Source organism: Pseudoalteromonas sp. MMG007 (assembly GCF_018100985.1).
Classification (GTDB): domain Bacteria; phylum Pseudomonadota; class Gammaproteobacteria; order Enterobacterales; family Alteromonadaceae; genus Pseudoalteromonas.
The window spans coordinates 287506-311274 of sequence record NZ_JAGJEI010000002.1; the positions used below are offsets into that span (position 1 = coordinate 287506).

At 39.6% G+C, this 23769-nt stretch carries 23 protein-coding genes and 1 riboswitch; of the genes, 7 read left to right on the forward strand and 16 right to left on the reverse strand.

Going from position 1 to position 23769, the window contains the following annotated elements; all coding sequences use genetic code 11:
• Window positions 1–42 precede the first annotated feature (42 nt).
• The 12 genes from J8L71_RS05125 to J8L71_RS05180 form a co-directional block, all read right to left on the reverse strand.
• The gene (locus J8L71_RS05125; RefSeq protein WP_210999571.1) at window positions 43–834 is read right to left on the reverse strand and encodes an SDR family oxidoreductase; all 792 of its coding nucleotides are present in this window, start codon (window positions 832–834) and stop codon (window positions 43–45) included.
• Between the two features lie 26 nt (window positions 835–860).
• Window positions 861–1364 carry an Mpo1-like protein gene (locus J8L71_RS05130; RefSeq protein ID WP_210999572.1) on the reverse strand — a complete coding sequence of 168 codons (504 nt, stop codon included), beginning with the start codon at window positions 1362–1364 and terminating at the stop codon, window positions 861–863.
• An 84-nt stretch (window positions 1365–1448) separates the two neighbouring features.
• Window positions 1449–1856 (reverse strand): hypothetical protein, encoded by a 408-nt coding sequence (locus J8L71_RS05135; protein WP_210999573.1) that lies wholly within the window; start codon window positions 1854–1856, stop codon window positions 1449–1451.
• Window positions 1857–1927: 71 nt separating this feature from the next.
• Window positions 1928–2602 (reverse strand): Crp/Fnr family transcriptional regulator, encoded by a 675-nt coding sequence (locus J8L71_RS05140; RefSeq protein ID WP_210999661.1) that lies wholly within the window; start codon window positions 2600–2602, stop codon window positions 1928–1930.
• A 3-nt stretch (window positions 2603–2605) separates the two neighbouring features.
• Window positions 2606–3256 (reverse strand): hypothetical protein, encoded by a 651-nt coding sequence (locus tag J8L71_RS05145; protein ID WP_247655201.1) that lies wholly within the window; start codon window positions 3254–3256, stop codon window positions 2606–2608.
• A 256-nt stretch (window positions 3257–3512) separates the two neighbouring features.
• Window positions 3513–4028, reverse strand: coding sequence for a M23 family metallopeptidase (locus tag J8L71_RS05150; protein ID WP_210999575.1), 516 nt, complete (start codon window positions 4026–4028; stop codon window positions 3513–3515).
• A 74-nt stretch (window positions 4029–4102) separates the two neighbouring features.
• Entirely contained in the window at window positions 4103–4369 is a 267-nt protein-coding gene (locus J8L71_RS05155; RefSeq protein ID WP_210999576.1) for a YrhK family protein, read from the reverse strand.
• A 186-nt stretch (window positions 4370–4555) separates the two neighbouring features.
• Entirely contained in the window at window positions 4556–5899 is a 1344-nt protein-coding gene (locus J8L71_RS05160) for an SPFH domain-containing protein (protein WP_210999577.1), read from the reverse strand.
• Window positions 5892–6230 (reverse strand): hypothetical protein, encoded by a 339-nt coding sequence (locus tag J8L71_RS05165; RefSeq protein ID WP_058548935.1) that lies wholly within the window; start codon window positions 6228–6230, stop codon window positions 5892–5894. The genes J8L71_RS05160 and J8L71_RS05165 overlap by 8 nt, the downstream gene beginning before the upstream one ends.
• A gap of 285 nt (window positions 6231–6515) precedes the next feature.
• Entirely contained in the window at window positions 6516–6923 is a 408-nt protein-coding gene (locus tag J8L71_RS05170) for a hypothetical protein (protein ID WP_210999578.1), read from the reverse strand.
• A 278-nt stretch (window positions 6924–7201) separates the two neighbouring features.
• Window positions 7202–8455, reverse strand: coding sequence for a sodium:proton antiporter (locus J8L71_RS05175; RefSeq protein WP_210999579.1), 1254 nt, complete (start codon window positions 8453–8455; stop codon window positions 7202–7204).
• A 156-nt stretch (window positions 8456–8611) separates the two neighbouring features.
• Window positions 8612–9016 carry a hypothetical protein gene (locus tag J8L71_RS05180; protein ID WP_210999580.1) on the reverse strand — a complete coding sequence of 135 codons (405 nt, stop codon included), beginning with the start codon at window positions 9014–9016 and terminating at the stop codon, window positions 8612–8614.
• 318 nt (window positions 9017–9334) lie between these two features.
• On the opposite strand from J8L71_RS05180, the gene sbcB reads away from it, so the two are divergent.
• A complete protein-coding gene (sbcB, locus tag J8L71_RS05185) occupies window positions 9335–10780 on the forward strand; it encodes an exodeoxyribonuclease I (protein WP_210999581.1) in 1446 nt (481 codons plus the stop codon).
• A 204-nt stretch (window positions 10781–10984) separates the two neighbouring features.
• On the opposite strand, the gene J8L71_RS05190 is transcribed toward sbcB, so the two are convergent.
• Window positions 10985–11866, reverse strand: a complete 882-nt coding sequence (locus J8L71_RS05190; protein WP_210999582.1) for an NAD(P)-dependent oxidoreductase — start codon at window positions 11864–11866, stop codon at window positions 10985–10987.
• 121 nt (window positions 11867–11987) lie between these two features.
• On the opposite strand from J8L71_RS05190, the gene J8L71_RS05195 reads away from it, so the two are divergent.
• Together J8L71_RS05195 and J8L71_RS05200 are read left to right on the forward strand one after the other, a co-directional pair.
• Window positions 11988–12533 (forward strand): glutathione peroxidase, encoded by a 546-nt coding sequence (locus J8L71_RS05195; protein WP_210999583.1) that lies wholly within the window; start codon window positions 11988–11990, stop codon window positions 12531–12533.
• A 104-nt stretch (window positions 12534–12637) separates the two neighbouring features.
• Complete coding sequence (locus J8L71_RS05200) at window positions 12638–13618, forward strand: 2-hydroxyacid dehydrogenase (protein WP_210999584.1); 981 nt, start codon at window positions 12638–12640, stop codon at window positions 13616–13618.
• Window positions 13619–13722: 104 nt separating this feature from the next.
• Here the strand turns inward: J8L71_RS05200 and J8L71_RS05205 are convergent, their stop codons facing one another.
• Window positions 13723–15045 carry a sodium-dependent transporter gene (locus tag J8L71_RS05205; RefSeq protein ID WP_210999585.1) on the reverse strand — a complete coding sequence of 441 codons (1323 nt, stop codon included), beginning with the start codon at window positions 15043–15045 and terminating at the stop codon, window positions 13723–13725.
• A 139-nt stretch (window positions 15046–15184) separates the two neighbouring features.
• Between J8L71_RS05205 and J8L71_RS05210 the strand changes: the two genes are divergently transcribed.
• Entirely contained in the window at window positions 15185–15940 is a 756-nt protein-coding gene (locus J8L71_RS05210; RefSeq protein ID WP_210999586.1) for a 4'-phosphopantetheinyl transferase superfamily protein, read from the forward strand.
• A gap of 5 nt (window positions 15941–15945) precedes the next feature.
• On the opposite strand, the gene lysC is transcribed toward J8L71_RS05210, so the two are convergent.
• Both lysC and nhaD read right to left on the reverse strand, forming a co-directional pair.
• Window positions 15946–17325 carry a lysine-sensitive aspartokinase 3 gene (gene lysC / locus J8L71_RS05215; RefSeq protein ID WP_210999587.1) on the reverse strand — a complete coding sequence of 460 codons (1380 nt, stop codon included), beginning with the start codon at window positions 17323–17325 and terminating at the stop codon, window positions 15946–15948.
• Between the two features lie 74 nt (window positions 17326–17399).
• A riboswitch (Lysine riboswitch) is annotated at window positions 17400–17572 on the reverse strand.
• Between the two features lie 98 nt (window positions 17573–17670).
• On the reverse strand, window positions 17671–18918 hold the full coding sequence (nhaD, locus tag J8L71_RS05220; RefSeq protein WP_210999588.1) for a sodium:proton antiporter NhaD: 1248 nt from the start codon (window positions 18916–18918) through the stop codon (window positions 17671–17673).
• 211 nt (window positions 18919–19129) lie between these two features.
• Between nhaD and J8L71_RS05225 the strand changes: the two genes are divergently transcribed.
• From J8L71_RS05225 to J8L71_RS05235, 3 genes are read left to right on the forward strand one after another with little or no spacing between them, the layout of a single operon-like run.
• Window positions 19130–20401, forward strand: a complete 1272-nt coding sequence (locus J8L71_RS05225; RefSeq protein WP_210999589.1) for a hypothetical protein — start codon at window positions 19130–19132, stop codon at window positions 20399–20401.
• A 3-nt stretch (window positions 20402–20404) separates the two neighbouring features.
• Window positions 20405–20953, forward strand: a complete 549-nt coding sequence (locus J8L71_RS05230) for a hypothetical protein (protein ID WP_210999590.1) — start codon at window positions 20405–20407, stop codon at window positions 20951–20953.
• Window positions 20950–23727 carry an ATPase gene (locus J8L71_RS05235; protein ID WP_210999591.1) on the forward strand — a complete coding sequence of 926 codons (2778 nt, stop codon included), beginning with the start codon at window positions 20950–20952 and terminating at the stop codon, window positions 23725–23727. Before J8L71_RS05230 ends, J8L71_RS05235 begins: the two co-directional genes overlap by 4 nt.
• Window positions 23728–23769: the final 42 nt, after the last annotated feature.

Sequence of the window (23769 nt, forward strand, 5' to 3'; positions counted from 1 at the left end):
TGATCGAATTTACAGCATTTTATATCTCTAAATCACCTGATGCTACCTATAGTTTGTTTTAGCGGTTAATCGATTAAATAAACGAGGAAAAAAACGTTTAATTGTAGGCGCTAAGCCACTTAAGCCTTTGCCAACAATAACTTCGTCTTTTTTATTATCAATTGCATGGAGCATTTTTTTAGCGGCTACGCTTACATCCATGCCATTTTCTATTGAGTGCTCTGGCTTGTTTTGCGCTATTCCTTGCTCGTTTAACGAATTATGTGCAATGGCTGTTTTAATAGAGCCTGGGCAAATAGTTAAGCAATGAATGTTATGCTCCGCAAGCTCTGCACGCAGGCAATCCATAAAACCCACTACCGCATATTTAGAGCCTGAATAGCCACTTCTAAATTTAGAGCCTACTTTACCCGCAACGCTACTAATTGAGACTATCGAGCCTCTGCGCCTTGCAACCATAGTAGGCGCAACCGCTTTAGTGAGTGCAATTAGGCCAAAATAGTTAACTTCCATCAACTGGCGGTAAACATTAAATTCGTTTTCTAAAAATAAGCTGCGCTGCGATACACCACCGTTATTAATTAAAATATCGATAGCAGGTAATGTATCGAGTAAATCTGTAACCTGAGCCAAAACAGCCTCAGGCGCTGACAAATCAAGAGGCACAATACTGTGCCCATCACCGTGTAAACTTTGCTTTAGTTCGTTAAGTTTATCAACGCTTCTAGCAGATAAAATAACGTTGGCACCCAGTGCTGCAAACTGTATTGCGAGCTCCTTGCCAATTCCTGATGATGCGCCGGTGATCCACACGGTTTTATTATTATAATGCATAAGCACCTGTCATTAATTTTTATTAGTTAAGCCTTTGTAGGACCTGCTATGTTGTTAACTTCATTTTCTAAGGTTTTATAAAAACCCATTAAAAATAACAGCTCAGCAGTTACATATAACGGGCCAATTATTAAACCGATTAAATCATCTACAAAAGCCGGTTTTTTACCTTCATAATAATGGCCAATAAACTGCAGCACCCAACCAAACACAAACACGCCCACACCAATACTTAACCAAGGCCAAAAAGCCATAGCGGCAATGGGCTGCGCTGCAACTAGCAGTAGCGTAAATAGTACGCCCATAATAAACCCAAGCGAAAAGCTCAGCATAAAATAATAAACAACAGAGGCGAGTACAAACAGCTGTGCGCCATCAATCACTGCACTACCAAGCGGAATTTGAATGCGTGCCAATAAACACAGCGCTGCAAATACAATAAGCGGAATACCAAAAAAGTGAGTGAGCACATTACGTTTAGAGCGATGGTACGAACCATAGGTACCTAGTTGTTGTTGAAGGGTTTTCATTGTTTTGCCTTTATTTTTATATATAAAACTTAATTTAGCAAAAGTAAGTACAACAACAATGTCAGGTATCCGACATTTTGTAAATTAAACAAATGCAGAAATTATTTTACCCGGTTCATGCTCACCTTTCATATCCGTTTGCTCGCGCCCTTTTTGATACTCTTGCTCAAGCATTTTTTGAAGCTCCTCAATTTTATCAGCAATTGCGCTAGGGTCTGCGCCTTCACTTTGCTGCTCTTTAGTGAGTTCTTCTATTGCCGCTTTTAGCTCGTCTATTTTGTTTTTGTTTACACCTAAGCGCTTATAAACCAGCGCTTCTTGGGCACTTTCTAAAAAAGTTGGTTCTTTAGGAGCTGAGGTAATGCCTTTAATATCATTTGTTTTTTCGCTCGGGAGGGTATTAGTTGCCGCAACTTCGCTTAGTCCTACCGCTTTATTTACTGCAGGAGAGTTATAGTTACTATATTGATTTTTAAAGGTTATTGTAGTCATTAGCTCAAATCCATTGTTGCGTTACATTATCTGTAGCAATTTTGGTTCCAACTAAATAAAAAAGTCTCTATTTAAGCTTGTGTAGCACGCGCCTGTAACTTTTGCTTATCTAAAACAGTTATGCGCTGATAGCCTAAACTTATTGCTTTAAGGCTGACTAGGTGCTGCAAAATTTGATTAATAGTTTGACGTGTTAGGTAGGTCATATCAGCAAGTTGCTGCTGAGATAAAACAAGTGGTGTTAAGTGCTCTGTATGTTCACTTAACATTAAAAGTCGGTTACATACTTTTTGTTCAGCGCTTAACAGGGCATGATCTTCCATGGAGGTAAACATGACTCTCAGTTTTTGCGCTAGTAATAACCCAAAATCTTGCCAATATTTGGGTTGCTCATTTAAAAGTTGTCCAAGGCAGCGCTGTGGTACAAAAAATAAAGTTACATTAGTTTGTGCGTGTACGTCGTGAGTCCGTAAGCCGCCATCAAATAACGTTAATTCACCAAACCAAAGTGATGAATCGATAAAGCTAAGTACAGCTTCTTTACCCTCACTACTTACGCCACTCACTCTAACTACACCAGAGAGAACAGCATACAGCCCATCGTGCTGATCGCCGCGTAAAAACAAAGACTGCTGAGCATTAAGCGACAGTGTTTTACCTTGCGTGAGTAAAAAACTTTTTAAATAAGGGCTACGGTTTTTAAACCATTCGCCTTGTTCAATTATACGTTGTTGCTCGGGGCTCATCATTTATTGCATTTGCTGATTAAAAGGTTGTAGTTCTTTAACTAGGTTTTTTGGTAATTGTAAGTCTGTGGCCACTATAAAATCGTTATAGGGATCGTTTCCGGAAAATAGCTCCGCTATTAGTGCCTGGTCCTTAAATACATTAACCGATACCCCACTCCCCATACCGCCAGAGTTTATAATGTAATAATGGTACGGCCCATTATTAAAAAACAAGATACTTTCTCCAACTCGACCAACTTGACGATAATAGCTACCAAAAGGAGCATCTATACTCGCCTTTTTTTCAAGTCCTATGTCGTCAATTCGCCCAAAGCGATAACTAAGTGTAGAGCCATCTTTGGCAAGACATACAGAAAGTACATTTTCGGTAGGCTCTAAAGTGTACGCTTTATCTTTGCTAGGATTACGCATTACTTTTTGCATTTTAGCGTTTATGTAAGCCGTTTCGTTGGTTTTGCAATGAGTGGCAAGTAAGCCTAAAACAATTGCTGGCTCGTTCCCTTTTGCAGCTGGGATTTTTGATTGTGAGTTTGAAGAAGGTTTTATTATATGGTCAAGTTGTGCTTTGTTATGCGAAGAGGTTTGGTTATCGCAACCAAACAAAAATATAAGCACAAAAGAGTAAAAACTCGCTAAAAAAGATATGCGCATAAGAAAGTCCATGTAAAAAATCAGTCTTTAACATAGCGATAAAATAAAGTGCTCGCAATACCCTAATTCATATAACCGCTATAAATCTATAAGTAGACCATCTTCTGCAAAAATTACTTTACTTTTTAATGCTTTATTTAACGATTTATTAAAACGTTGCTGATTTTTTAATGATCGATTCTTAAAATGCGAAGTTACAGTAATACGGGGCTCAACTATTTATAAATGGCTTTACTCGCTTACCTAAAAAACGAAGCTACTTAGCTGTTAGCTTTTCATGTGGGCTTAAAAAAAACATCTTTTTCCAACCTTGGCTTTGCGTTGTAAAAAGCCACGGCATAGGCAAAAGCGATAATATAGAATAATGCACATGGGGCTGTTTTCCTGCAGCGTTACCGGTATCACCCAATGAGCCAATTTGACTGTTTATGCTAACTACATCCCCTGCACTTACATTGTAGTCATTTAAATGTGCAAAATAATGCACGCGCCATTTAGGTCCAAGTACCGCAACTACCTTACCACCTCGATTTAACTCACCTGCAAATATTACAATACCGTTTGTTGAGGCAACAACGGGCGTGTTTTTAGTGCCAAAAATATCAATGCCTTTATGCACACCCGACTTACCCCACGGCTCATACCAAAACGTGCTGTGGTTCCAATCTTTGCCTGTAGCGCCTTTTACTGGAATCATAATTTTTTCAGGTATTAATAAACCGACTATTAATAAAATAATGATTGCGGCCAAAACCCACTTAAGTACTTTCAAAGCTTTATCCTTAATATTAATAGTCGTTAATTTAAATTATTAACCATAATACATGAACGCATTGTGAGTCGTATTTACGGTGCATTGTTTGAGTGAAATACCCGACTAACATGCACTAGACTTATCAACTTTAAAACAGGTTTTATAAGCAATTGCGCACTGCCAGCTATAAATAACCATGTTCCACTTTCTACTAATGAGTCATTTAAAAAGAAAAAACTACCAATTAAAAACCACACTGCAATCAAGAAATCGTTAAATGCTCCCAGCGCTTCATAACGACGTTGGATGGTAATATGCTCTTGCCCTAAGTCTAAATTAAGCTGATTTCTGCTATCCATCAATACTGCTCACTTTTTTTACTGTGTAATTAAAAAACTATTTTTACAAAAATATAGGCTTATCTGCACAATACAATAGCAAATTGCACATAATAAAAAACGCTGTCTGAAATATCAGGCAGCGTTTTGATTTGTATAGGCTGTATAATCTAAGGCTAAGCATAACTTTTAAATTTAATAAATCGTTTATTTTTTCTCTTTTTCTAAACGCTTTTTAAGACTTAAAGCGGCATCAGCAGCGAGTAAACGCATAAATTCAGAACCGTTGCTTTGCTCGCCTTGCCCTGTACCACCAATAACAATTTCAGGTACTAGGCGGCTATTGCCTAAACTTGTAAATAAAGCAGTTTGAATTTTAACTTCAGCTTTTAATGTTTCGTCAAAAACGTATTTAGGATCAAGCGCTGCCGACTTAGCACGTAAACGTGCCTCAGCTAACACATCCATACCAAGTGCTTCTAAACGTTGTTGCTTTAATATCTCTTCTTGCTCTTTTGCAAGCTCCGCTTTTACAGCCACTCGTTGCTGCGCTGAAATAATCGCATTTGCTTTAATACGCTCAGCATCAATTTGCTCTTTAATTTTTAGCTTTTCAGATTCTGCACGTTGCTTAGCAATGGCTTGCTCACCTAGTGCAACCTCTGTACGCGCTTGTTGCTCTGCTTTTTTAAGGTTTTGACGCGCAAGCGCTTCATCTGCTGCCGCTTGTTTTTGCGCCTCTAGGCGAGCGTTTACTTTACTTTCGTAGTCAATATCAATAATGCTCGCATCAACGACTGTAATACCGTATGCGCCCAAAATAGGTGCGTTACGCAGTGCATTGCCTTCGCTGTCTTTTTTAATATTAATAGTAACGCGTTGCTGTTTACTCAAATTACTTAAATCGTCAGTTTTATCACGCTCACCAGTACTAATAATTTGCTCAGTCACAAAAATACCGTTTGTTAGCTGATCAGAAAAATCTTGGCTTAATTGGCCATTACCACCTGAGTAATGTTGCTCTACCGACATCATACGTGCAGACGCTTTAACATTTTCAGTTGTAGCACGCATTAGTAGATTAGAAATTAGGGTTTCTTGTGAGCCAAATTCTTCGTGTATTTTAAGTAAACCACGTAATGCGCCAGACTCACTAGCTGGCACATTGCCCGGTAATCTAAAACGCGATACACCACGGGCACCACCGGTTGTTGTATCTAAAAAGCGAATAGGAATTAACGGTACAATCGCGCTTGCTGTTGCACTACTATCACCAGTAAAGTTAATAGAAATTACTTTTTTATAGGCCGAGGTAGTACCAAATGCTTTTAAATAAGGGCCAGCCTGATTTATTACCGTTAAATTACCAGTAAATGCTGATTGGTGTACTAATCGCTCATCTGCTTCGTTCCACGATATAACCTGCGATGTAAGCGTGGCAATAACCGCTAATACAACAACAATTGACGACACCACAATGACATTACGGCGGCCAAAACGGCTCATAAACGACTCATTTTTTTCTGCTGGGATTGCTTTTTCGTTATCCATTGTTACTACTCTCCATGTTTAATTTTTTCTTAACAAAGTAAATAATTTCTTGCTCGCTTAAATGCGCACAAAAACTACCTGAGCGATGCAATTCAATAAATGTTGCAAGGATCTCTTCTTTGCCTTTAATTGTTTTATGCTCGTCTGCTTGGGCTTGGTTTTTATCAGTAAGTTGAGTAATAAGATCATCCACAATGGTATCTTTATCAAATAACACATTATATTCTTTTGTTTTTCTTACTCGGCTTGTGCGTACATTGCTATAAATGACATAAATAGCTAAACACAAAATAATAACCAATGTACTCAACCCAACAATATAAAAAATCATAATTCCTACTTATATTTAGTTGAATAATCACCTTAATCACAAGTGTAAATTTTTTTCACAAATGTTAATGCTTGATTTTACAGAATAACCGTCTAAAAAACAGGTAAAAAATAAAACATTAGCCAATCGCTAAATACTAAATCTATCTAAAGAAGAGTCTGGGTATGAAATTTTTTGCAAGTGAGGGTCCGCAAACAACGGTAAACTTTTATGTCGTGCACAAAAAAGCCCCTACAGGTTATACCTTGCAGGGGCTTTTTTGAAACTTGCGCTAGCTAGAGCTTCTTATAAAGAAAGCTCTTCTTTAGCACGAGTTAAGTTATGCGTTACCATTGAATTGTCAGAAACCTTTACTGCTTCGTATAAATCTGCAAGTGCTGCTGTATCGTTATGCGCTTTTAAACGTGCAACACCACGGTTGCTTAACGCGTAAGATGTAAGCTGGCGTACTTTAAATTTAGGGCCTTCAGCATCTTTTAAAAGTGCGATAGCTTTAGTACAAATTTCTTCAGCTTGAGCGTAATTTTTAGATTTAACGTTAAGTGCGCAGCTATTGAATGACTCTTCAAGTGGCATTGGTGCAGTAGCGGTTTTGATAACCATTAGTTTGTAGTCACTTGAATCAGCCATTACAGCTGCTGAGCAAGTTAGTAATGAGCCAAGAGCGATGGTTTTTAAAAGTGTACGTTTCATGGTTTGCCTTTCCTAATTAAGTTAGTCGTACTCGTTGCCGACAACTTAACTTTAGAGTATTAGCTCAACAGCGACAAACGAGAAAAACAAACGTAATAAGTGAAGAAAATTAACCTATAGACTTTAGTCTAATGCGTGAGCTGATTTGTTATAAAATCGAGTAACAATTAGCCCTTATTAGCAACTGATTCCTAAACAAAATTTAAGTAATGCCAGTAAAACACGCTATTTTTTGCAACATTAGCTGTATAAATAAAACACATATAATTTATTTTAGTTTAGTTACGAATACTTTTAGCAACTTTGCCAACACTTAAACCCTGGATCAAAATAGAAAACACCACCACAGCATAAGTTAAGGTAAGTAAAATATTTCGCTCTGCTCCATCTGGAAGTTGCAAAACAAGCGCCACCGAAATACCGCCGCGCAATCCTCCCCACGTTAATACCTTCCACGCACCAGAAGGCAACGCTAACTGCTTATTAAAGGTGGTGGTTGTTATACCCACAACAACTAAGCGTGCTAATAAAGCAATTAATATGGTTAGCACGGCAGCGGCTAATAAATTGCCCGAATAGGCAATCATTACAACTTCAAGCCCAATTAAAACAAACAAAATGGCATTTAAAATTTCGTCAATAAGCTCCCAAAATAAATCAACGTAATGACGAGTTTTATCACTCATGGCTAAATTACGGCCATGGTTGCCCACCATTAACCCCATCATAACCATCGCAAGTGGCCCCGATAGGTGCCAATGGCTTGCCAGCGCATAACCGCCAATGACACCTGCTAGAGTAAGTAATACCTCTTCTTGGTAGCTATCTATGCTTTTAAGTAAATAATATAAAATACCACCAAGTGTTAATCCAAAAATAATTCCACCACCCGCTTCAACAGCTAACGTATGCGCTACAGAATAGGTTGTAGGAATATCACCACTTGATAAAATACCCAGTAATAAAACGAATACCACTACCCCTATTCCGTCATTAAATAACGACTCACCCGCTATCACAGTTTCGATACTTTTAGGCGCTCCTGCTGAACGTAAAATCCCCATAACAGCAATCGGATCGGTGGGCGAAATTAACGCGCCAAATAATAAACACCAAATAAACGATAAATCAAAACCAAGTAATGGCAGTAACAAATAAAGTGCACCAGCAATAATAACGGTAGATACAAGCGTACCCACACATGCCAAAATACCAATCGGTAATTTATAACGCCTTAAATCGCTTACATTTACATGCAGCGCCCCGGCAAATAGCAACATAGAAAGCATGCCATCAAGTAAAACCTCCGTAAAATTCAGCTGATCGAGTAAGCTCACCTCATAATCTATCAGATCATCAAACCCTAAAAAGCCCAAAAATATCGCGGTAATAGAAACCAGCATAGAAATAACCATCACACCAATTGTGGTTGGCAAACCAATAAACCTATGATTCACATAGGTAAGTAAGGCAGTAATCGATAAAAATATCGCGCTAATTTCAAATATAGTTAAGCTACTCGTGGGTTCCATTTTTATTAATCCGTATAACATTAGTTTACTGTTTTGTTAGGCCGTATACGCTTGTTGTAAAAACGCAAAAAAGCCATGTTAGGAGCTAACCTAACATGGCTTTTTTGTACCGTGGCTTAATTAAAATGTTTTATAAAACACTTTATGAGCAATCTTTTATAAAGAAAGCTCTTCTTTAGCGCGAGTTAAATTGTGCGATACCATCGTGCTATTAGACATTTGGTTAGCTTCGTATAAGTCGGCTATTGCTGCGGTTTCGTTATTCGATTTTAAACGCGCTACACCACGATTGCTTAAAGCGTAAGAAGTAAGCTGGCGTACCTTAAATTTAGGGCCATCAGCATTTTTTAAAAGTGCGATTGCTTTTGTACAAATTTCTTCAGCTTGCGCATAATTTTTAGACTTAACATTAAGTGCACAGCTATTAAATGATTGCTCAAGTGGCTGTGGCGCCGTTGCAGTTTTGATAACCATTAATTTGTAATCACTTTGATCAGCCATTGCAGCAGCTGAACAAGTAAGTAGTGAGCTAAGAGCGATAGTTTTGATAAAAGTTTTCATGGTCATGATCCTGTTGGTTAAGTCGTGCTTGTTGCCGACAATTAAACTTTAGAGAATTACCATAAAAACGACAAACGATTAAAACAAACCTAATGAGTGAAGAAAATTAACTTATAGACTTTAGTCTAATGCCAAACTAGTAATCAATTCATAGCAAGTACATTAAATATAATTAGTAAACACCAACTAATTTAACTCCCTTATCAATCGCAAACCTATAAACTCCCTCGCCCGTATGCCATAATCTAAATAATTCAAAATTTTAGTAACTTGGCGCGCATTTAGGCGTTTTTAAGTTAACTACTCAGGGTTTTCAGCATGGCATATCAAGAGCAAAATCAAGCAACAATCTATTGGCACGACTACGAGACCTGGGGCGCGAGCCCTCAAAAAGATAAGCCGAGCCAGTTTGCGGGTATTCGTACCGATCTTGATTTAAATATAATTGGCGAGCCGCTTATTGAATATTGTAAGCCGCAGGCGGATTACTTACCTCACCCTGAGGCGTGTTTAATTACGGGTATTACGCCACAAGTGGCGATGAAAAAAGGCTTGGTTGAAGCTGAGTTTATTGCAAAAATTCATGCCGAATTTAGTGTGCCAAACACCTGTGTGGCTGGTTATAACAGTATTCGGTTTGATGACGAAGTGAGCCGTTATAGCTTTTATCGTAACTTTTACGACCCGTACGAGCGTGAATATAAAAACAATAATAGCCGCTGGGATATTATTGATTTAGTACGCGCTTGCTATGCACTTCGCCCTGAAGGTATTGAATGGCCGTTAAAAGAAGATGGCAGCCCAAGCTTTAAGCTTGAGCATTTAACAGTAGCCAACGGTATTGAACACGCTGCTGCGCACGATGCGCTAAGCGATGTAACCGCCACTATTGCATTGGCTAAACTAATAAAAGAAAAACAACCAAAGCTTTATAACTTCTTTTTTGGACTGCGCAATAAAAAAGCACTTGGCGATTTAGTTGATGTATTTAACATGACTCCGCTTGTACATACTTCATCGCGTATTCCTGCAACGCAGGGTTGTACAACATGGGTGGCGCCCATGAGCTTTCATCCGGTAAATAAAAACGCGGTTATTTGTTTTGATTTAACCCAAAGCCCGCAAGTGTTAATTGATTTAAACGTAGAAGAGCTTCGTAAACGTTTATACACCAAACGCGTTGATTTAGCCGAGGGCGATTTACCTGTTGGTTTAAAGCTGGTGCATTTAAACAAGTGCCCTATTTTAGCGCCTGCAAAAACATTATTGCCTGAAAACGCAGCCCATTTAGGAATTGACCGCGAGCAGTGCCTCGCTAATTTAGCTATTTTAAAAGCCAATACCGAGCTTCGCGATAAGGTAACTGAAGTATTTAACGAAAAAGGCGATTACAGCGCGACTACTAACATTGATTACTTACTTTACGATGGCTTTACAAGCCACGCCGACAAAGCAAAATTTGCGATTATTCGCGACGCTAAACCAGATGAATTAGCGGGCTTAAATTTAGATTTTGAAGATAAAAAGTTTAATACATTACTGTTTAGATACCGCGCACGTAACTGGCCTGAAACCCTAAACCAGCAAGAGCTTGATCAATGGCGCCAGTATTGCCAAAACAAGTTAATGCACGGGGAAGATCAACCATCAATTAGCGCACAAGATTTTATGATCACCCTTGAAAACTTGGCCCATGAACACGACGACAGCGAAAAGAACCTGACCATTTTAAAGGCGCTTTATAACTACGCGCAGAGCATGTAATTTGTTTTAAGTCTGTAAAACGCATATAAAAACGCGACGCTTTAGTAATTAAAGCGTCGTGTTTTTGTTTAAATTATTACGGGCTTCGCCCATCACGCAAGCAAGCTTCGCGTCTACAAGTAAGCCCCATATCTACACTTTAGCGGTAGGCTCAGAGCTTGCTCACGTGAAAAGCGAAGCTTTTAATCTTTAAAATGTGAAACGTTATTTTTTATGTAGCGCTTCTATTCGTGCAAGTAAGCTTGAGGTGTCGTATCGGCCGCCACCAAGGGCTTGTACATCGGCGTAGTATTGATCGACCGTTGCCGTCATTGGAAGTGTTGCGCCGTTGTTTTTAGCTTCATCAAGTGCGATACCTAAATCTTTACGCATCCAATCTACCGCAAAGCCAAACTCGTACTCACCTGCCCACATTGTTTTGTAGCGGTTTTCCATTTGCCACGAGCCAGCAGCACCTTTTGATATGGTTTCAATTACTTTTTCGCCATCAAGGCCTGCTTGCTTAGCAAAATGTAGACCTTCTGCTAGGCCTTGCACAACACCCGCAATACAGATTTGATTAACCATTTTACATAATTGGCCTGAACCCACTTCGCCTAGCAACTGGCTAAAACGACTAAATGCCGCCATTACAGGCTGTGCTTTTGCAAATACTTTTTCGTTACCACCAGCCATTACCGTTAACACACCATTTTCAGCGCCCGCTTGGCCGCCAGATACTGGCGCATCAATAAAGTCGATATTTTGCATGGCTGCCTTTGCTGCTACTTCACGGGCAACTTCAGCAGAGGTTGTTGTATGATCAACCAAAATAGTGTGCGGCAGCATGCCTGCTAAAACACCATCGTCGCCATATACTACAGAGCGTAAATCGTCATCGTTCCCAACACACATAAACACTATATCGGCATTACTTACGGCTTCGCGTGGAGTGGGCGCAAAGCAACCAGAGTATTGTTCTGTCCACGTTTGAGCCTTAGCTGTAGTACGGTTATAAACACATACACTGTGCCCTGCTTTTGCTAAATGACCCGCCATTGGGTAACCCATTACGCCTAAACCTATAAATGCGACTTTCATTGACATAAAAATGACCTATTAAACTGATAACTTAGAAACTAGGCCTCGATTATGTCAATCGGGTGGCTAAAAAGCGAATGAAAGTCTTTATAAAATTTCCACTATTAGGAAATTAAGTAGGTAACCTATGGATAGCATTTATCAATTTAACGCACCACTTTATAACAGTGAAAGTTTTCCTCTTAGCCAGTTAAAGAGCAAAACCATACTTATTGTTAATACAGCTAGTAAGTGTAACTTTTCGATGCAATTAAGCGCCCTAGAAAAGCTATATCAAGAATACAAAAGCAGCGGATTTACAATATTGGCGTTTCCGTGTAATCAATTTGGGCAAAATGAGCCTCTTGATAATTTAGCCATTAAAGACTTTTACCAAGCGCAATTTAACGTATCGTTTGAGTTGTTTGGAAAAGTAATGGTAAACGGCCCTGAAGCACACCCACTGTTTAATTATTTAAAATCGCATACGCGTGGTATTTCTCAAAACCGCGCAATAAAGTGGAACTTTACAAAGTTTTTAATTAATACCGAAGGGCAACTAGTTGCGCGTTACGCACCTCGTACCAAGCCCGAAACGCTTAAACACGTTATCGAAGCCAACTTGCAAAAAAAAGCGAGTGGTAAAAAAAGCCCAAAAATAGTAACAAATTTTGCAGCATTAAAAGGCATTTAGTTATTCTAAAACAATAAAGTGGCGCTTAGTAAAGCGCATTACCTAAAAGTAGTTTAATGTTATATACATAAGCATATAAGCATATAAGCGTTGGAGCCAATAACATGAACATTGCTTTTTTTAGCACCCAAAAGTACGAGCAGCCTTTTTTTGAGCAAAGCATTACAGGGCAAAGTAGTGTATCGATTACTTATTTAGAGCAATCTCTTAATCAAAATACCGCCATTTTAGCTAAAGGCTTTGATGCTATATGTGTATTTGTAAACGACACTGTAGATGGCGCTGTAATAAAGCAACTTGCAAGCTTTGGGATAAAAACAATTTTACTACGCTGTGCGGGGTTTAATAACGTAGATTTACCTGCAGCAAAAGCAAATAGCATGAACGTATTACGCGTACCTGCTTACAGCCCAGAAGCCGTAGCAGAGCACTGTATTGCACTTATGCTTACGCTTAGCCGTAAAACACACAAAGCCTATAACCGCGTACGCGAAGACAACTTTGATTTAAACGGTTTGTTAGGCTTTAATCTGCATAATAAAACAGTGGGCATTATTGGCTGTGGTAAAATTGGCCTTGCGCTTTGTAATATATTAAATGGTTTTGGTGCCAACGTTTTAGTGTGCGACCCTTATGCACAACCTGGTAATTACACTATTACCGATTTAGATTCGCTGCTAACTCAAAGCGATATAATCTCACTGCACTGCCCACTAACAGATCAAACTCACCACTTAATAAATAATGACGCATTTAATAAAATGAAACCCGGCGTTATGCTTATTAATACCTCGCGTGGCGCGCTGCTTAATAGTAAAGCGTGTATAAGCGCACTTAAAACTAAAAAGCTGGGGTATTTAGGGCTCGATGTGTACGAGCAAGAGTCTGAGCTATTTTTTAAAAACCACAGTGACGAAATAAATCAAGACGATATATTCTCGCGCATAGTCAGCTTTAAAAATGTATTAGTAACTGGTCATCAGGGATTTTTTACCCAAGAAGCACTTACCGAAATTGCCAATACAACCATACAAAACGCGCTGGAAGTTTGTGAAAGTAAGCCTCTAACTAATGAGGTTTTATAATTTATTTATACTTAATTAATAGGCACAAAAAAGCGAAGTGAGTTTATAAGTTCACTTCGCTTTATTAATCTATTTTTAATGCTAGCTTTATGGCTTAGCCATAATCACCCAAAGGCTACGTTAGCAAATACCAGGGTCATTAATATTGGGCACACAAAACGAATGTACTGAGCAAACCAATAGTGAATCCCTGTTGTTGCCTCATGTAATTTATTCCCTCGCTGCCACATCCAACCTACTGTAATAAAGTAAAACAACCCCATTAGCGGTAATTGGTATTGGGTAAACAGCATAATTACCAAACCAAATAACCAATCAAAGTTTAGTATAATTGCGCTTGCACAAATAAGTACGACTAAACTGACTGCCCACGTTGCTTTAGTGCGGCTCACATTATGGTTTTCGACTAAAAAGGCAACCGGGATCTCAGTGGTTGATATAGTAGATGTAACCGATGCAATTGACATAAGTACAAAAAACAATAAGCCGACTAATAAACCAATTTTGCCCATTGTGCTAAATAACTCTGGTAAAATGGCAAAAATAAGCTGCCCTTCGCCAATTAATTTACCACCGTTAAACACTTCAACGCCGTTATGTTGCGCTACATAAATTGCAGGCACAATGAGTAAACCGGCTAAAAATGCCACGCTTGTATCGAGTAATGCAACGCTTGCGGTTAGTTTTGGCAGGTTTGCATCTGGCTGTAAGTACGAGCCGTAAATCATCATACACCCTACACCTAATGAGAGCGAAAAGAACGCCTGCCCCATTGCTGCAATAATTAAATTTGGGTCGAGCACTTGGCTAAAATCAGGTATTAAATACGCGGCAAAGCCTTCGCTTGCGCCATCTAAGCTGGCTATATAAACAATTAAGCCAACCAATAAAACTAACAGTAATGGCATTAAACGGCGTGACCAGGTTTCGATACCCGATTTAACCCCTTTTAAAATAATGCTGGATGTTAAAATAAGCATAAGTGGCGTAAATACAAAATTACGCAGCACTGAGTCACTGTGTAAAAAGTCGCTTGCGGCATCAAAGCTAAAAAATGAGGTTATGGGCTCAATGGCGTATGAAAGCATCCACCCAGCTACAATAGAATAAAAGCTAAGCATAACCACAGCGCCCGCAAGGCCAATATAACCTGCCGCAGCACCTATTTTTTTATTAGTATTTTGCCATGCATCGCCAAGGGCTTTTACTGGGTTTGCTTGTGCCTTGTGACCTAAGTAAAGCTCAGTATAAAGCGCCGGCAATGCCAATAAAAAAATGACAATAAAGTAAACGAGTAAAAATGCACCACCACCATGGTTGGCCGCTTGTGTAGGAAAACCCCAAATATTACCTAAACCCACTGCTGCGCCAGCAGCGGCTAAAACAAAACCAAATCGGCTTTGAAAGCCATCACGCACTTGTGCCATACATCTACAAATCTGTTATTATTTTGATAGTTGTGAATTAAACCATATTTCATGCCAGCTGAGTAATAAAATTGCTCGTTGTATAAATAAGCTCTGTTAACCGCTCATAATTGCAGCGGCTCACTCAATTTAAGCATTTATGACCGCACATTATTTTAAAAACACCTTAAGTATTACCCCTGCTCAATTAGCAAACTTACCGTTAGCTAATAACAGTATTTTATTATTTGATGCTAAAAAACTCGATGTAAGTAAATTTAATTTACCTGATTACTTAAGCCCATTTGAGCTAAGCGTTATAAATCGCCGTAAAAGCGCGCAAGCAAAACAAGAGTATTTAGCTACTCGCATATTATTAAAACAACTCGTTAAAATAACGCAGCCACAATACGCTAACATAACGCTAAATAGTATGAGCACACAATTTGACGAAGCGAGCGCAAAACTACAACTGCATGTTAGTGGCGACATTTTTAATACCTGTATTTCGCACTCTCATGGTTTGGTTGGCGTAGCCCTTAACTTAACTAAAACTGAGTTTGGTTTTGATATTGAAAAAATAAGCCTAAAGCGCCCGTTTGAAAAGCTCGCTAAGCATTTTTATCACCCAGACGAAATAGCACTAATTACCAAGCCAAGTAATACGCAAACCCAAGCTAATACCTTTTTTAGAATTTGGACATTAAAAGAGTCGCTTGCTAAAGCCACCAGCCGCCCTATTGCTAAATTGCTTAGCCCTAATGTGTTTAACGAGTTAAATATGGCAACACTGAGTGCATCAAGTAACTGTGTTCCCGTTGAAAGTAATAACGAACACACCCACTTTGATGTAACTGTCGCGCATAAAAAAAGCACCGACTGGCGATGCTTTTTAATAACAGACTTTATACTTTAGCTTTTTTATGCCTCTAGTAGGCGGCTGTGTATAGCTTGTACCACGTTATCTGACTCGCCCTGCTCTACTAAAAAGCAAAGGTTGTGCTTACTTGCACCGTGGCAAATTAAACGAATATTAAACTCTTTTAAAACATTCATTAGGTTCATTTCGTGCTGGCGAAGCTGTATTTCTGAACCGATAAGCGCCACTAACGTTAAGTTGTTTTCAACCGATACATGACAAAATTCAGCAAGCTTATCTAAACACGCTTGCTCAAGCTCTGGGCGCGAGGCATTAGGCGCGTTATCGAGGGTAATGGCTACGCTTATTTCAGAGGTAGTCACTAAATCTACCGATATATTAAACTCACTTAAAATAGTAAACACGCGGGCTAAAAAGCCACTTGCCAATAGCATTTCAGGGCTTTTAAGAGTAAGCAATATTTGGTTTTTACGTTGCGTTACAGCGCGTATACCCGGCTGCTGCGATTTTTCGCGCTCAATCCACGTACCACCACGCTCTGGCTCACGGCTTGAGCCTACAAATACATTAATGTGACTACGGCTGGCTGGTAAAATAGTGGCTGGGTGCAATACTTTTGCGCCAAATGTGGCCATTTCTGCGGCTTCGTCAAAGCTCAAACGGGCAATAGGCGTTGCTTTTGCACACAAACGAGGGTCTGTGCTAAATATACCCACTACGTCGGTCCAAATATGTACGCTTTTAGCGTTAATCGCCTCAGCAAGTAATGCTGCGCTGTAATCTGAACCACCACGGCCAAGGGTGGTAGTTTGGCCAAATTCGTCGCTGCCAACAAAACCTTGAGTTACAATTACTTGCTCATCTAATAGCGGAATTAATAATTCTTTAGCCGCTTGCGCTGTGGCTCTAACATTAGGTGTTGCTTTACCAAACTGGCTGTCGGTTTTTAGTACTTTTCGTACATCAAAACGGTCGGCATTTAAGCCTTTTAAACGCAGTACTTGTGCAAATAAGTACGACGATAAGCGCTCGCCAAAACTAAGCAGTTCATCATGCTGCTGATCAGTTGTTAGTGTTTCAAGCGCTAGCGTTTGAAATGCTTTTAATGTTTCGTTAAAGCCTCCTGCTAAATCGGCATCAAGCGATAATTCATCTAAAATAGCGTGTTGAATGGCTAACACGCCGTCTATGTGTTCTTGGCGCTGCTCTGGAGTAATACTTGATTTACACAGTGCAACTAAGTGATTAGTTACGCCGGCACTGGCGCTCACAGCTACAATACGTACGCTTTTATCTGCAACAATAATTTCGCTGCAGCGACTCATCGCTTCAAAGTTTGCAACACTGGTTCCGCCAAATTTGGCAACGATGTAATCTGATTTTGCGCCTTGTACTGTTTGTGGCACTGATTGGGTAGTCATTTAGTCTCCTTTCGCGGTATTTTAACCGCTAAAAAACAAGAAGAACTTGGCAAAGGAATGCATTTGATGTGTCCGCTGCCAGAAGCTCTCCACCTATATTGGTGACAGTTTTGAGGATTCAGCCCCATAAACCGAAAAACAATTGCGACGTACCATTGTTTTTCTCGGCGAGTACTTCCCTCTTTAATGGTTATGGGCGTTCGTCACCTACCATTAAATACCTAAGTATCGCACCTCTTCTGAATGCTTTATTAACCATTGGCTAATAAAACAAAGCCCCGCTAATTAGCGGGGCTTTGAAAGTTATCGTTTAGACGTCTAGGTGTCAAGCATTTATAGTAAATTTTAAACAAAACCACCCATAAAGTAAGCGCCTGCATAACCTACGGTATAGCAAATTAATAATTGCAGCGATAATTTAAAGTAACTAGTAAAAGTAAGTGCTTTAAGTTTGCTCATGGCAATAATACCCGCTGCCGAACCAATTATAAGCATTGACCCACCAACACCTGTTGCATAAGTAAACGACAACCAATGTTGCTGGCTCATTACTATATCTGCTTTTAATAGCGCAGCAGTAAGCGGGACGTTATCAACCCCAGCTGATAATATGCCCATTAAGTAGTTAGCGTATTCAGGTGCCATTATTGTGTATAAATCGGTAAATTTACTTAAAATACCAATTTCTTTTAATGCGCCAACAAGTAAAAGCACACCCACAAAAAACAGTAGCGTGTCGTATTCTATGTCGCGTACAAAATCTATTATGTCTTTGTTTATATCTTTTTTGCGCATTAAAAATTGCGCTACTAAAAACATAACCGATAAGCCAAATAAAAACGTTAATAGCGGCGGTACGCTATAAATTACGCTAAGTGTTAACGTACTCACAACGGTTGATAAAAATATAACAGCGATGGTAATGTCGGTTTTTTCTATGCGTTTTTTTTGCGAGCCAACAAACTCTATTTGCCCTTTCATACCAATAGAGAGTAAAAGCGCTAGTAGCATTACACTTATAAACGCAGGCGCTATGAGCAGTAATAAGTTTGCAATAGACACCTTGCCGTCCAAAAATATCATTAAAGTGGTTACATCACCGGTTATTAGCGATACACCGCCAGAGTTAACCCCAAATACAATAAGTGTGGCGTATTTAATGAGCTTTTTAGCTTCAAGATTTAGCGACATAACCACGGCAAGCGATATAAGCGTAGCGGTTACATTGTCAGAAATAGACGAAAATAAAAATGCAAAGCCGCCCACTAAAAACATAAGTTGTCGTTCACTAATCCTTTTAGGCATTACCCGGTGCACTATGTTTTCTATAAACCCTTTAGAGTTTAAATACGCGACAAAGGTCATGGCGGCCATTAAAAACAGCCACAGTGAGGCTATTTCTAATATATTTTCGTTAAGAAGATGCTGAATTGTGGCTGGGCTTTGCCCATGAAGAGGGTTTACAAAAAGTATAATCCAACAAAGTGTGCCAAAAAATAACGTTGTTTTAGCTTTATTTACGTGAATTATATCTTCTATAACGATCAGTAAGAAGGCAATCGCTATTAGGGTTAAAATTATCGAGGGGACCATGGTAGTTAAATAACCTTTGATATAGTTTTAAAGAACACACAAAAATCACTCCTTTGTGCGTGCCCAATTTCGGCGCGAATTTTAGCACCGCCCTCATGCAAAAACTATTATTAAATGGTCTTAAAAACGAATACTATTTACTGGTAGAATACGTAATAATGAGTCAACTTTAAGAACTCAATAATAAAATACTAGGATGTTGTAACCTCATATGATCCCAGCTAAAAAGCTGCTAAATACCCTTAGCGAACATTGGGGTGTTTTAGAGCTATTATTTAAACGTTTTAAAATGGCCGACTTTAGCCTAAAAGACGTACAAAACGCCATTAAGCAAAAGCAGCCCACATGGACAAACGAGCGCATATATAAAGAAACAAATCGTTTGCTCAATCAAGATATACTCATTCCATTGGCTAAATCTTCTCAGCTTGAAATTAACCGTGCCATTGCCGATTTTGCGACCTTTTTATTACAAGAAGAACACCTAGGTTTAGCACAAGAAATTAGCGTTTTGGTTGATGATTTAGCCCGCCTAGGAAACCGACTAGATAACGCGGGCGAAATGGAAGACTTTGATGATTTACGCCGCTTTAGCCGCATTATGGATGATCGGGTGCGTAAAATAATGAAGCTGTACGCGCACAACGAAAACGCCATATTAAATATTGTAGAGCAAGCTAAATCTGATCACGCGGTGCAATCTTTGCAAAAGCGCTACAAAGCCGTAATAGAAGCCTTTGACGAATACATAGAGCCTATGCTTGAAATGGTCGATATTAGGGGCGATTTTCATGCCTGCTTTACAATTATTGAGCAACAAATAAGTAAGCAAATAGAGCACATTGAGCGCTCGGGTAAGGCCTACAACGACAAACGCATGCTTGAGCAGTTACGTACTCGTATACTCGAAATGCATTTAGTTGGCCGAGAAAGCTTACGTAAAAGCGCCGATATGCTTATGCCTCTGCGCGAAGAACTGCGCCGTAATAACTTAATTACCCGCCAAGCAGCCAAAGTGCTCGGGCTGGTGCGTAAAAATGGCGTAGACAACATGCTAAGTGCGGTACAACCAAACTTTGTAAGCGATGCGCAGCGCTATTCACTTGGGCAGCAGCGCCATATAGTTGCTTACATGGCAAGCTTGGTAGAGTTTGAGCACGAAGAATACCAGCTTCCAGAGCAACAAGACGTGCCGGCATTTGTAACGCCTAACATTCCTGATTACCACGATGTTAAAAAAAGCTTTGCAAAACGCTTTAATAAAAAGCGTAAAAAGCCTCAACCATTGCTGCAATTTTTAGATGAGAGCTACCCCGACCTAGACGCCGACGAAATGCTATTTTTATATCAAAAATTAGTCAGCGACAGCGACGTGCATATTAGCCAAAGCGATGAAAAAGCGCGCGTAAAAATAGCCGGCCAACACTTTTCGTTATACCCATTTAATTCAGCGCCTCAGCCAGATACAAAGGCAGACGAGTAACACATGACACATATAAACCTAGACGAGCTAACACACCTGCAAGCCATTAATAAAAAATTAACTGCGGGTTACCACATTTGCGAACAAGACAACGTAATGTGGCAAGAACTTGACCAACACATAGACGACTACAGTGCTTTATTTAACGCCCTTGGCCACGATTTAAAACACGACAGCCGCGGCTTTTACTATTTTGCCAGCGACGAAAGCACACCAAATATGGGCAAAATATCCCGTGCTATCGCACTTACTATTTACATTTTAATTGAGCATTTTGCCAATACGGGTAAAGACCCAATGCGCGCTTTGTTTGATGAAGTAAACGATTTAGAACTGATGCAAACCTTAGTGCAAATTAACAAACACTTATTTGATCAGCTTGAGATATTTTCGGGCTCGGATTTACGTAAAGACGTATACCTGCGCATGGTACGTTTAGGCCTTGCTCGCGAAGTAGAAGGCGGCTTTATGCTACAAGCACCTATTCACCGCTACATTGATGCTCTAATGGAAGTAAATGAAGAAACCTACATTACGGAGGACGAGGAATGAAAAACTTATACGGACTGAGTAAACTCGCCCTACTTAATACCGCAGGCTATGCAAAGTGTGTGATCCCGCTTGATAAAAGCAGCTCTATTTGTGCGCCAAATAATACCGGTAAAAGCTCGGTTATTAACGCTCTGCAATTTCCGCTAATAAACGATTTACGCTTAACCGAATGGGACGGACACGATTTAGATGAAACCCGTAAGTTTTATTTTTCATCGGATCAGTCGTACATTTTACTTGAAGCCAACCTCCCTCATGGCTCGGTCGTTATTGGTGTAGCGGGCCTTGGTAAAATAGCCGGTTACGCACATCAGTACTTTTGTTATCAAGGCAAACTTGATTTAGAGCAGTACACGCAAGGTAATACCATAATTAAGTTTACCAAGCTGTTTAATCATTTAAAGTCGCTTAATTACAACCCAATTGAGCTAAAAGCACAAGAGCTAAACGCCCTACTTACCGGTGGCGCAACGCCCTTTGACGGCGACATTAACTTAAAAATGATCCCGCTTAATAATGTACAAGACTCTGCCATTTATAAAGAAATTTTTAGACGTATTCTTAACTTACATAAATTGGGCGCAAGCGATGTTAAACGCTTTATGCTACGCGTGTTTGAGCGCCATATGTCAAACTCAAAGGTCGACTTTTACGAAGTCTGGCGTCGCTCGTTTGATAAAGTAAACCGCGCTAAACGTGAATTAAAAGCCCTTGAATCAATGCAAGAGCCAATAAGCGCGCTTGAATCAATGCTTGAAAATCAAACTGTACTGAAAGGTAAGTTAGCAGCCTATGCACCTAAAATTGACCAAGCACTCATTGACTTTGATACCTACCAAGAGGCGCAGCTAAATGAGCTAGGTGTTGCACTTGAAGACATAGAACACGAAAAACATGAGTTTGAACAAAAGCAAAGCCTATACGTGCAGCAATCGCGTGATATAGAGCGCAGACAAACCCAAATTGAGCAATGGTTTTTAGATTACAGCGCCCTTAAAAGCGAGTTTGAGCTGGTAAATAAGGCCACGCTTAAAACTAGCCTTGGCCAGCTCAAACACGATTACGAGTCGCTTTCGCACTCTATAACCAGTGCACAAGGGCAAAGCCTACACACGCTTGATTACCGCATTAGCGAAACTCAAAAACAAATAAAAAGCTTAAAGCTGCAGCTTAAAAACCTTGAGTTTAATTTGTTTACTCGGATGCGCGAAGACCTATCACTTAAAGAAGTAGAAGAAATATCGCGCATTTTAAATCCCGACCTACTCTCGTTTGCAACCACCACTAATGGCGATATAACCATTGATGATGAAGGCGCCTTTGGGGAGTTTTTATCGCTATTAAGTGAAAACGTTAAAGGCGGAGTGCTTACCCTTCCTGGCGCAAGTATTAAACTTAAAAAACTCTCGCCTGTGCAAATGCAAAGCGGTGAAAACAAAGAGCAATTAACGGCGCAGTTAAGTGCACTTGAACACTCATTAAAAGAGTTTAAACAACAGCGCGAAGTAGCCGCTAATGTAGCCGACAAACAAAAAGAAAAAGACGCACTTTACGATGAACTAATGAGCGCAGAGAGCGCCCTAAAACGCTTAGAGCAATTTGAGGTAATGCAGCAATCGGTTGAAGCGCAAGCCATGCTAAAAGAGCAATTATTAGCAGAGCGCGAACAAGTTGACGAGTACCTGCAAGACATTCAAAAAAATAGTGGCTCAATTGCAGACAGACGCTCGTTAATTAAATCTAAGCAAGAGCAAATTAATCGCCAAACCGAGCGCCTACGCCAAGTTAAAAGCGAGCGAATTGACCACACACTCGATTTATACAGCGGTAAAGTAACCCCATACATGATTGATATAACAGTCGACTTTGATAACTTAAGCGACCTAGTACATCACTTTAATAAAGATTGCCAAGAGCTGCGTAACTTTGACATAAACGTGCGTAATACTTATTTGCATGTATATAACGCAGGCATTACTAAGTTTGATAACGAAAACGACGAATTTACTAAATACCAAAAACTAATTAGCGCATTTCACAACCTTGATAACGAACGCGATGCCGTTGAGCGTCAAGGACGCGTAGCATTGACCGAAGTAGCCGCAACCATTAAAGGCTTGCGTGAAGATTTAGACCGCCTTCGCCGCGAGATGAATAGCTTTAATAAAGGCATAAGCCAGCACCGTATTTCTAACCTTCAAGCGTTTAAAATTAACGTAATACCGCGCAAAATGCTGGTTGATAGTATTGATACTATTATCAGCACGTCGCATCAGTTTGAGCAAGGCGACACCCTTGATTTATTAAGCCAGGAACCCTACAGCGAAAGCGCAGTAAACGAAGCAAAGGATCACTTAATAAAACTCGCCTCAGATAAAGCGGGTTTAACGCTTACTGATTTATTTGATATTCGTTTTGAAGTGGTAAATCGCGCAGGTGAAACCGAACACTTTGAAAAAATAGATTCAGCCGGCTCAAACGGAACACGCATTACTATTAAGTTATTATGTGGCATGTTATTTATTCGTTACTTATTAAGCGATCAAGAACAAAACCTTTACCGTATACCTATTTATATAGATGAAGCGGCAGATATCGACCCGCAAAACCAAAAAGCAATTATAGAAACCGCACTAAGCTTTGGCTTTGTACCTATATTTGCCTCGGTTAAGCCACAAATAAGTTGTGACTACATTGTGCCTATTCGTTCAGTAAAAGATGGCGCACAAAACTGGGTAGACGAAAAAGATTGGATAGAAGTTGAACACAGTTAATTGGCCATTAAGGCTCAGCTATTAAACTAAAATATAGAACGT

Coding starts and splice junctions, on each gene's coding strand:
- J8L71_RS05180 (WP_210999580.1), bottom strand. CDS start 9,016: ATGAAAACTTTTATCAAAACTATCGCTCTTAGCTCACTACTTACTTGT.
- lysC (WP_210999587.1), bottom strand. CDS start 17,325: ATGACTACCCAATCAGTGCCACAAACAGTACAAGGCGCAAAATCAGAT.
- J8L71_RS05225 (WP_210999589.1), top strand. CDS start 19,130: ATGATCCCAGCTAAAAAGCTGCTAAATACCCTTAGCGAACATTGGGGT.
- J8L71_RS05190 (WP_210999582.1), bottom strand. CDS start 11,866: ATGTCAATGAAAGTCGCATTTATAGGTTTAGGCGTAATGGGTTACCCA.
- sbcB (WP_210999581.1), top strand. CDS start 9,335: ATGGCATATCAAGAGCAAAATCAAGCAACAATCTATTGGCACGACTAC.
- J8L71_RS05230 (WP_210999590.1), top strand. CDS start 20,405: ATGACACATATAAACCTAGACGAGCTAACACACCTGCAAGCCATTAAT.
- nhaD (WP_210999588.1), bottom strand. CDS start 18,918: ATGGTCCCCTCGATAATTTTAACCCTAATAGCGATTGCCTTCTTACTG.
- J8L71_RS05200 (WP_210999584.1), top strand. CDS start 12,638: ATGAACATTGCTTTTTTTAGCACCCAAAAGTACGAGCAGCCTTTTTTT.
- J8L71_RS05160 (WP_210999577.1), bottom strand. CDS start 5,899: ATGGATAACGAAAAAGCAATCCCAGCAGAAAAAAATGAGTCGTTTATG.
- J8L71_RS05175 (WP_210999579.1), bottom strand. CDS start 8,455: ATGGAACCCACGAGTAGCTTAACTATATTTGAAATTAGCGCGATATTT.
- J8L71_RS05235 (WP_210999591.1), top strand. CDS start 20,950: ATGAAAAACTTATACGGACTGAGTAAACTCGCCCTACTTAATACCGCA.
- J8L71_RS05140 (WP_210999661.1), bottom strand. CDS start 2,602: ATGAGCCCCGAGCAACAACGTATAATTGAACAAGGCGAATGGTTTAAA.
- J8L71_RS05130 (WP_210999572.1), bottom strand. CDS start 1,364: ATGAAAACCCTTCAACAACAACTAGGTACCTATGGTTCGTACCATCGC.
- J8L71_RS05135 (WP_210999573.1), bottom strand. CDS start 1,856: ATGACTACAATAACCTTTAAAAATCAATATAGTAACTATAACTCTCCT.
- J8L71_RS05125 (WP_210999571.1), bottom strand. CDS start 834: ATGCATTATAATAATAAAACCGTGTGGATCACCGGCGCATCATCAGGA.
- J8L71_RS05165 (WP_058548935.1), bottom strand. CDS start 6,230: ATGATTTTTTATATTGTTGGGTTGAGTACATTGGTTATTATTTTGTGT.
- J8L71_RS05170 (WP_210999578.1), bottom strand. CDS start 6,923: ATGAAACGTACACTTTTAAAAACCATCGCTCTTGGCTCATTACTAACT.
- J8L71_RS05205 (WP_210999585.1), bottom strand. CDS start 15,045: ATGGCACAAGTGCGTGATGGCTTTCAAAGCCGATTTGGTTTTGTTTTA.
- J8L71_RS05195 (WP_210999583.1), top strand. CDS start 11,988: ATGGATAGCATTTATCAATTTAACGCACCACTTTATAACAGTGAAAGT.
- J8L71_RS05145 (WP_247655201.1), bottom strand. CDS start 3,256: ATGCGCATATCTTTTTTAGCGAGTTTTTACTCTTTTGTGCTTATATTT.
- J8L71_RS05210 (WP_210999586.1), top strand. CDS start 15,185: ATGACCGCACATTATTTTAAAAACACCTTAAGTATTACCCCTGCTCAA.
- J8L71_RS05155 (WP_210999576.1), bottom strand. CDS start 4,369: ATGGATAGCAGAAATCAGCTTAATTTAGACTTAGGGCAAGAGCATATT.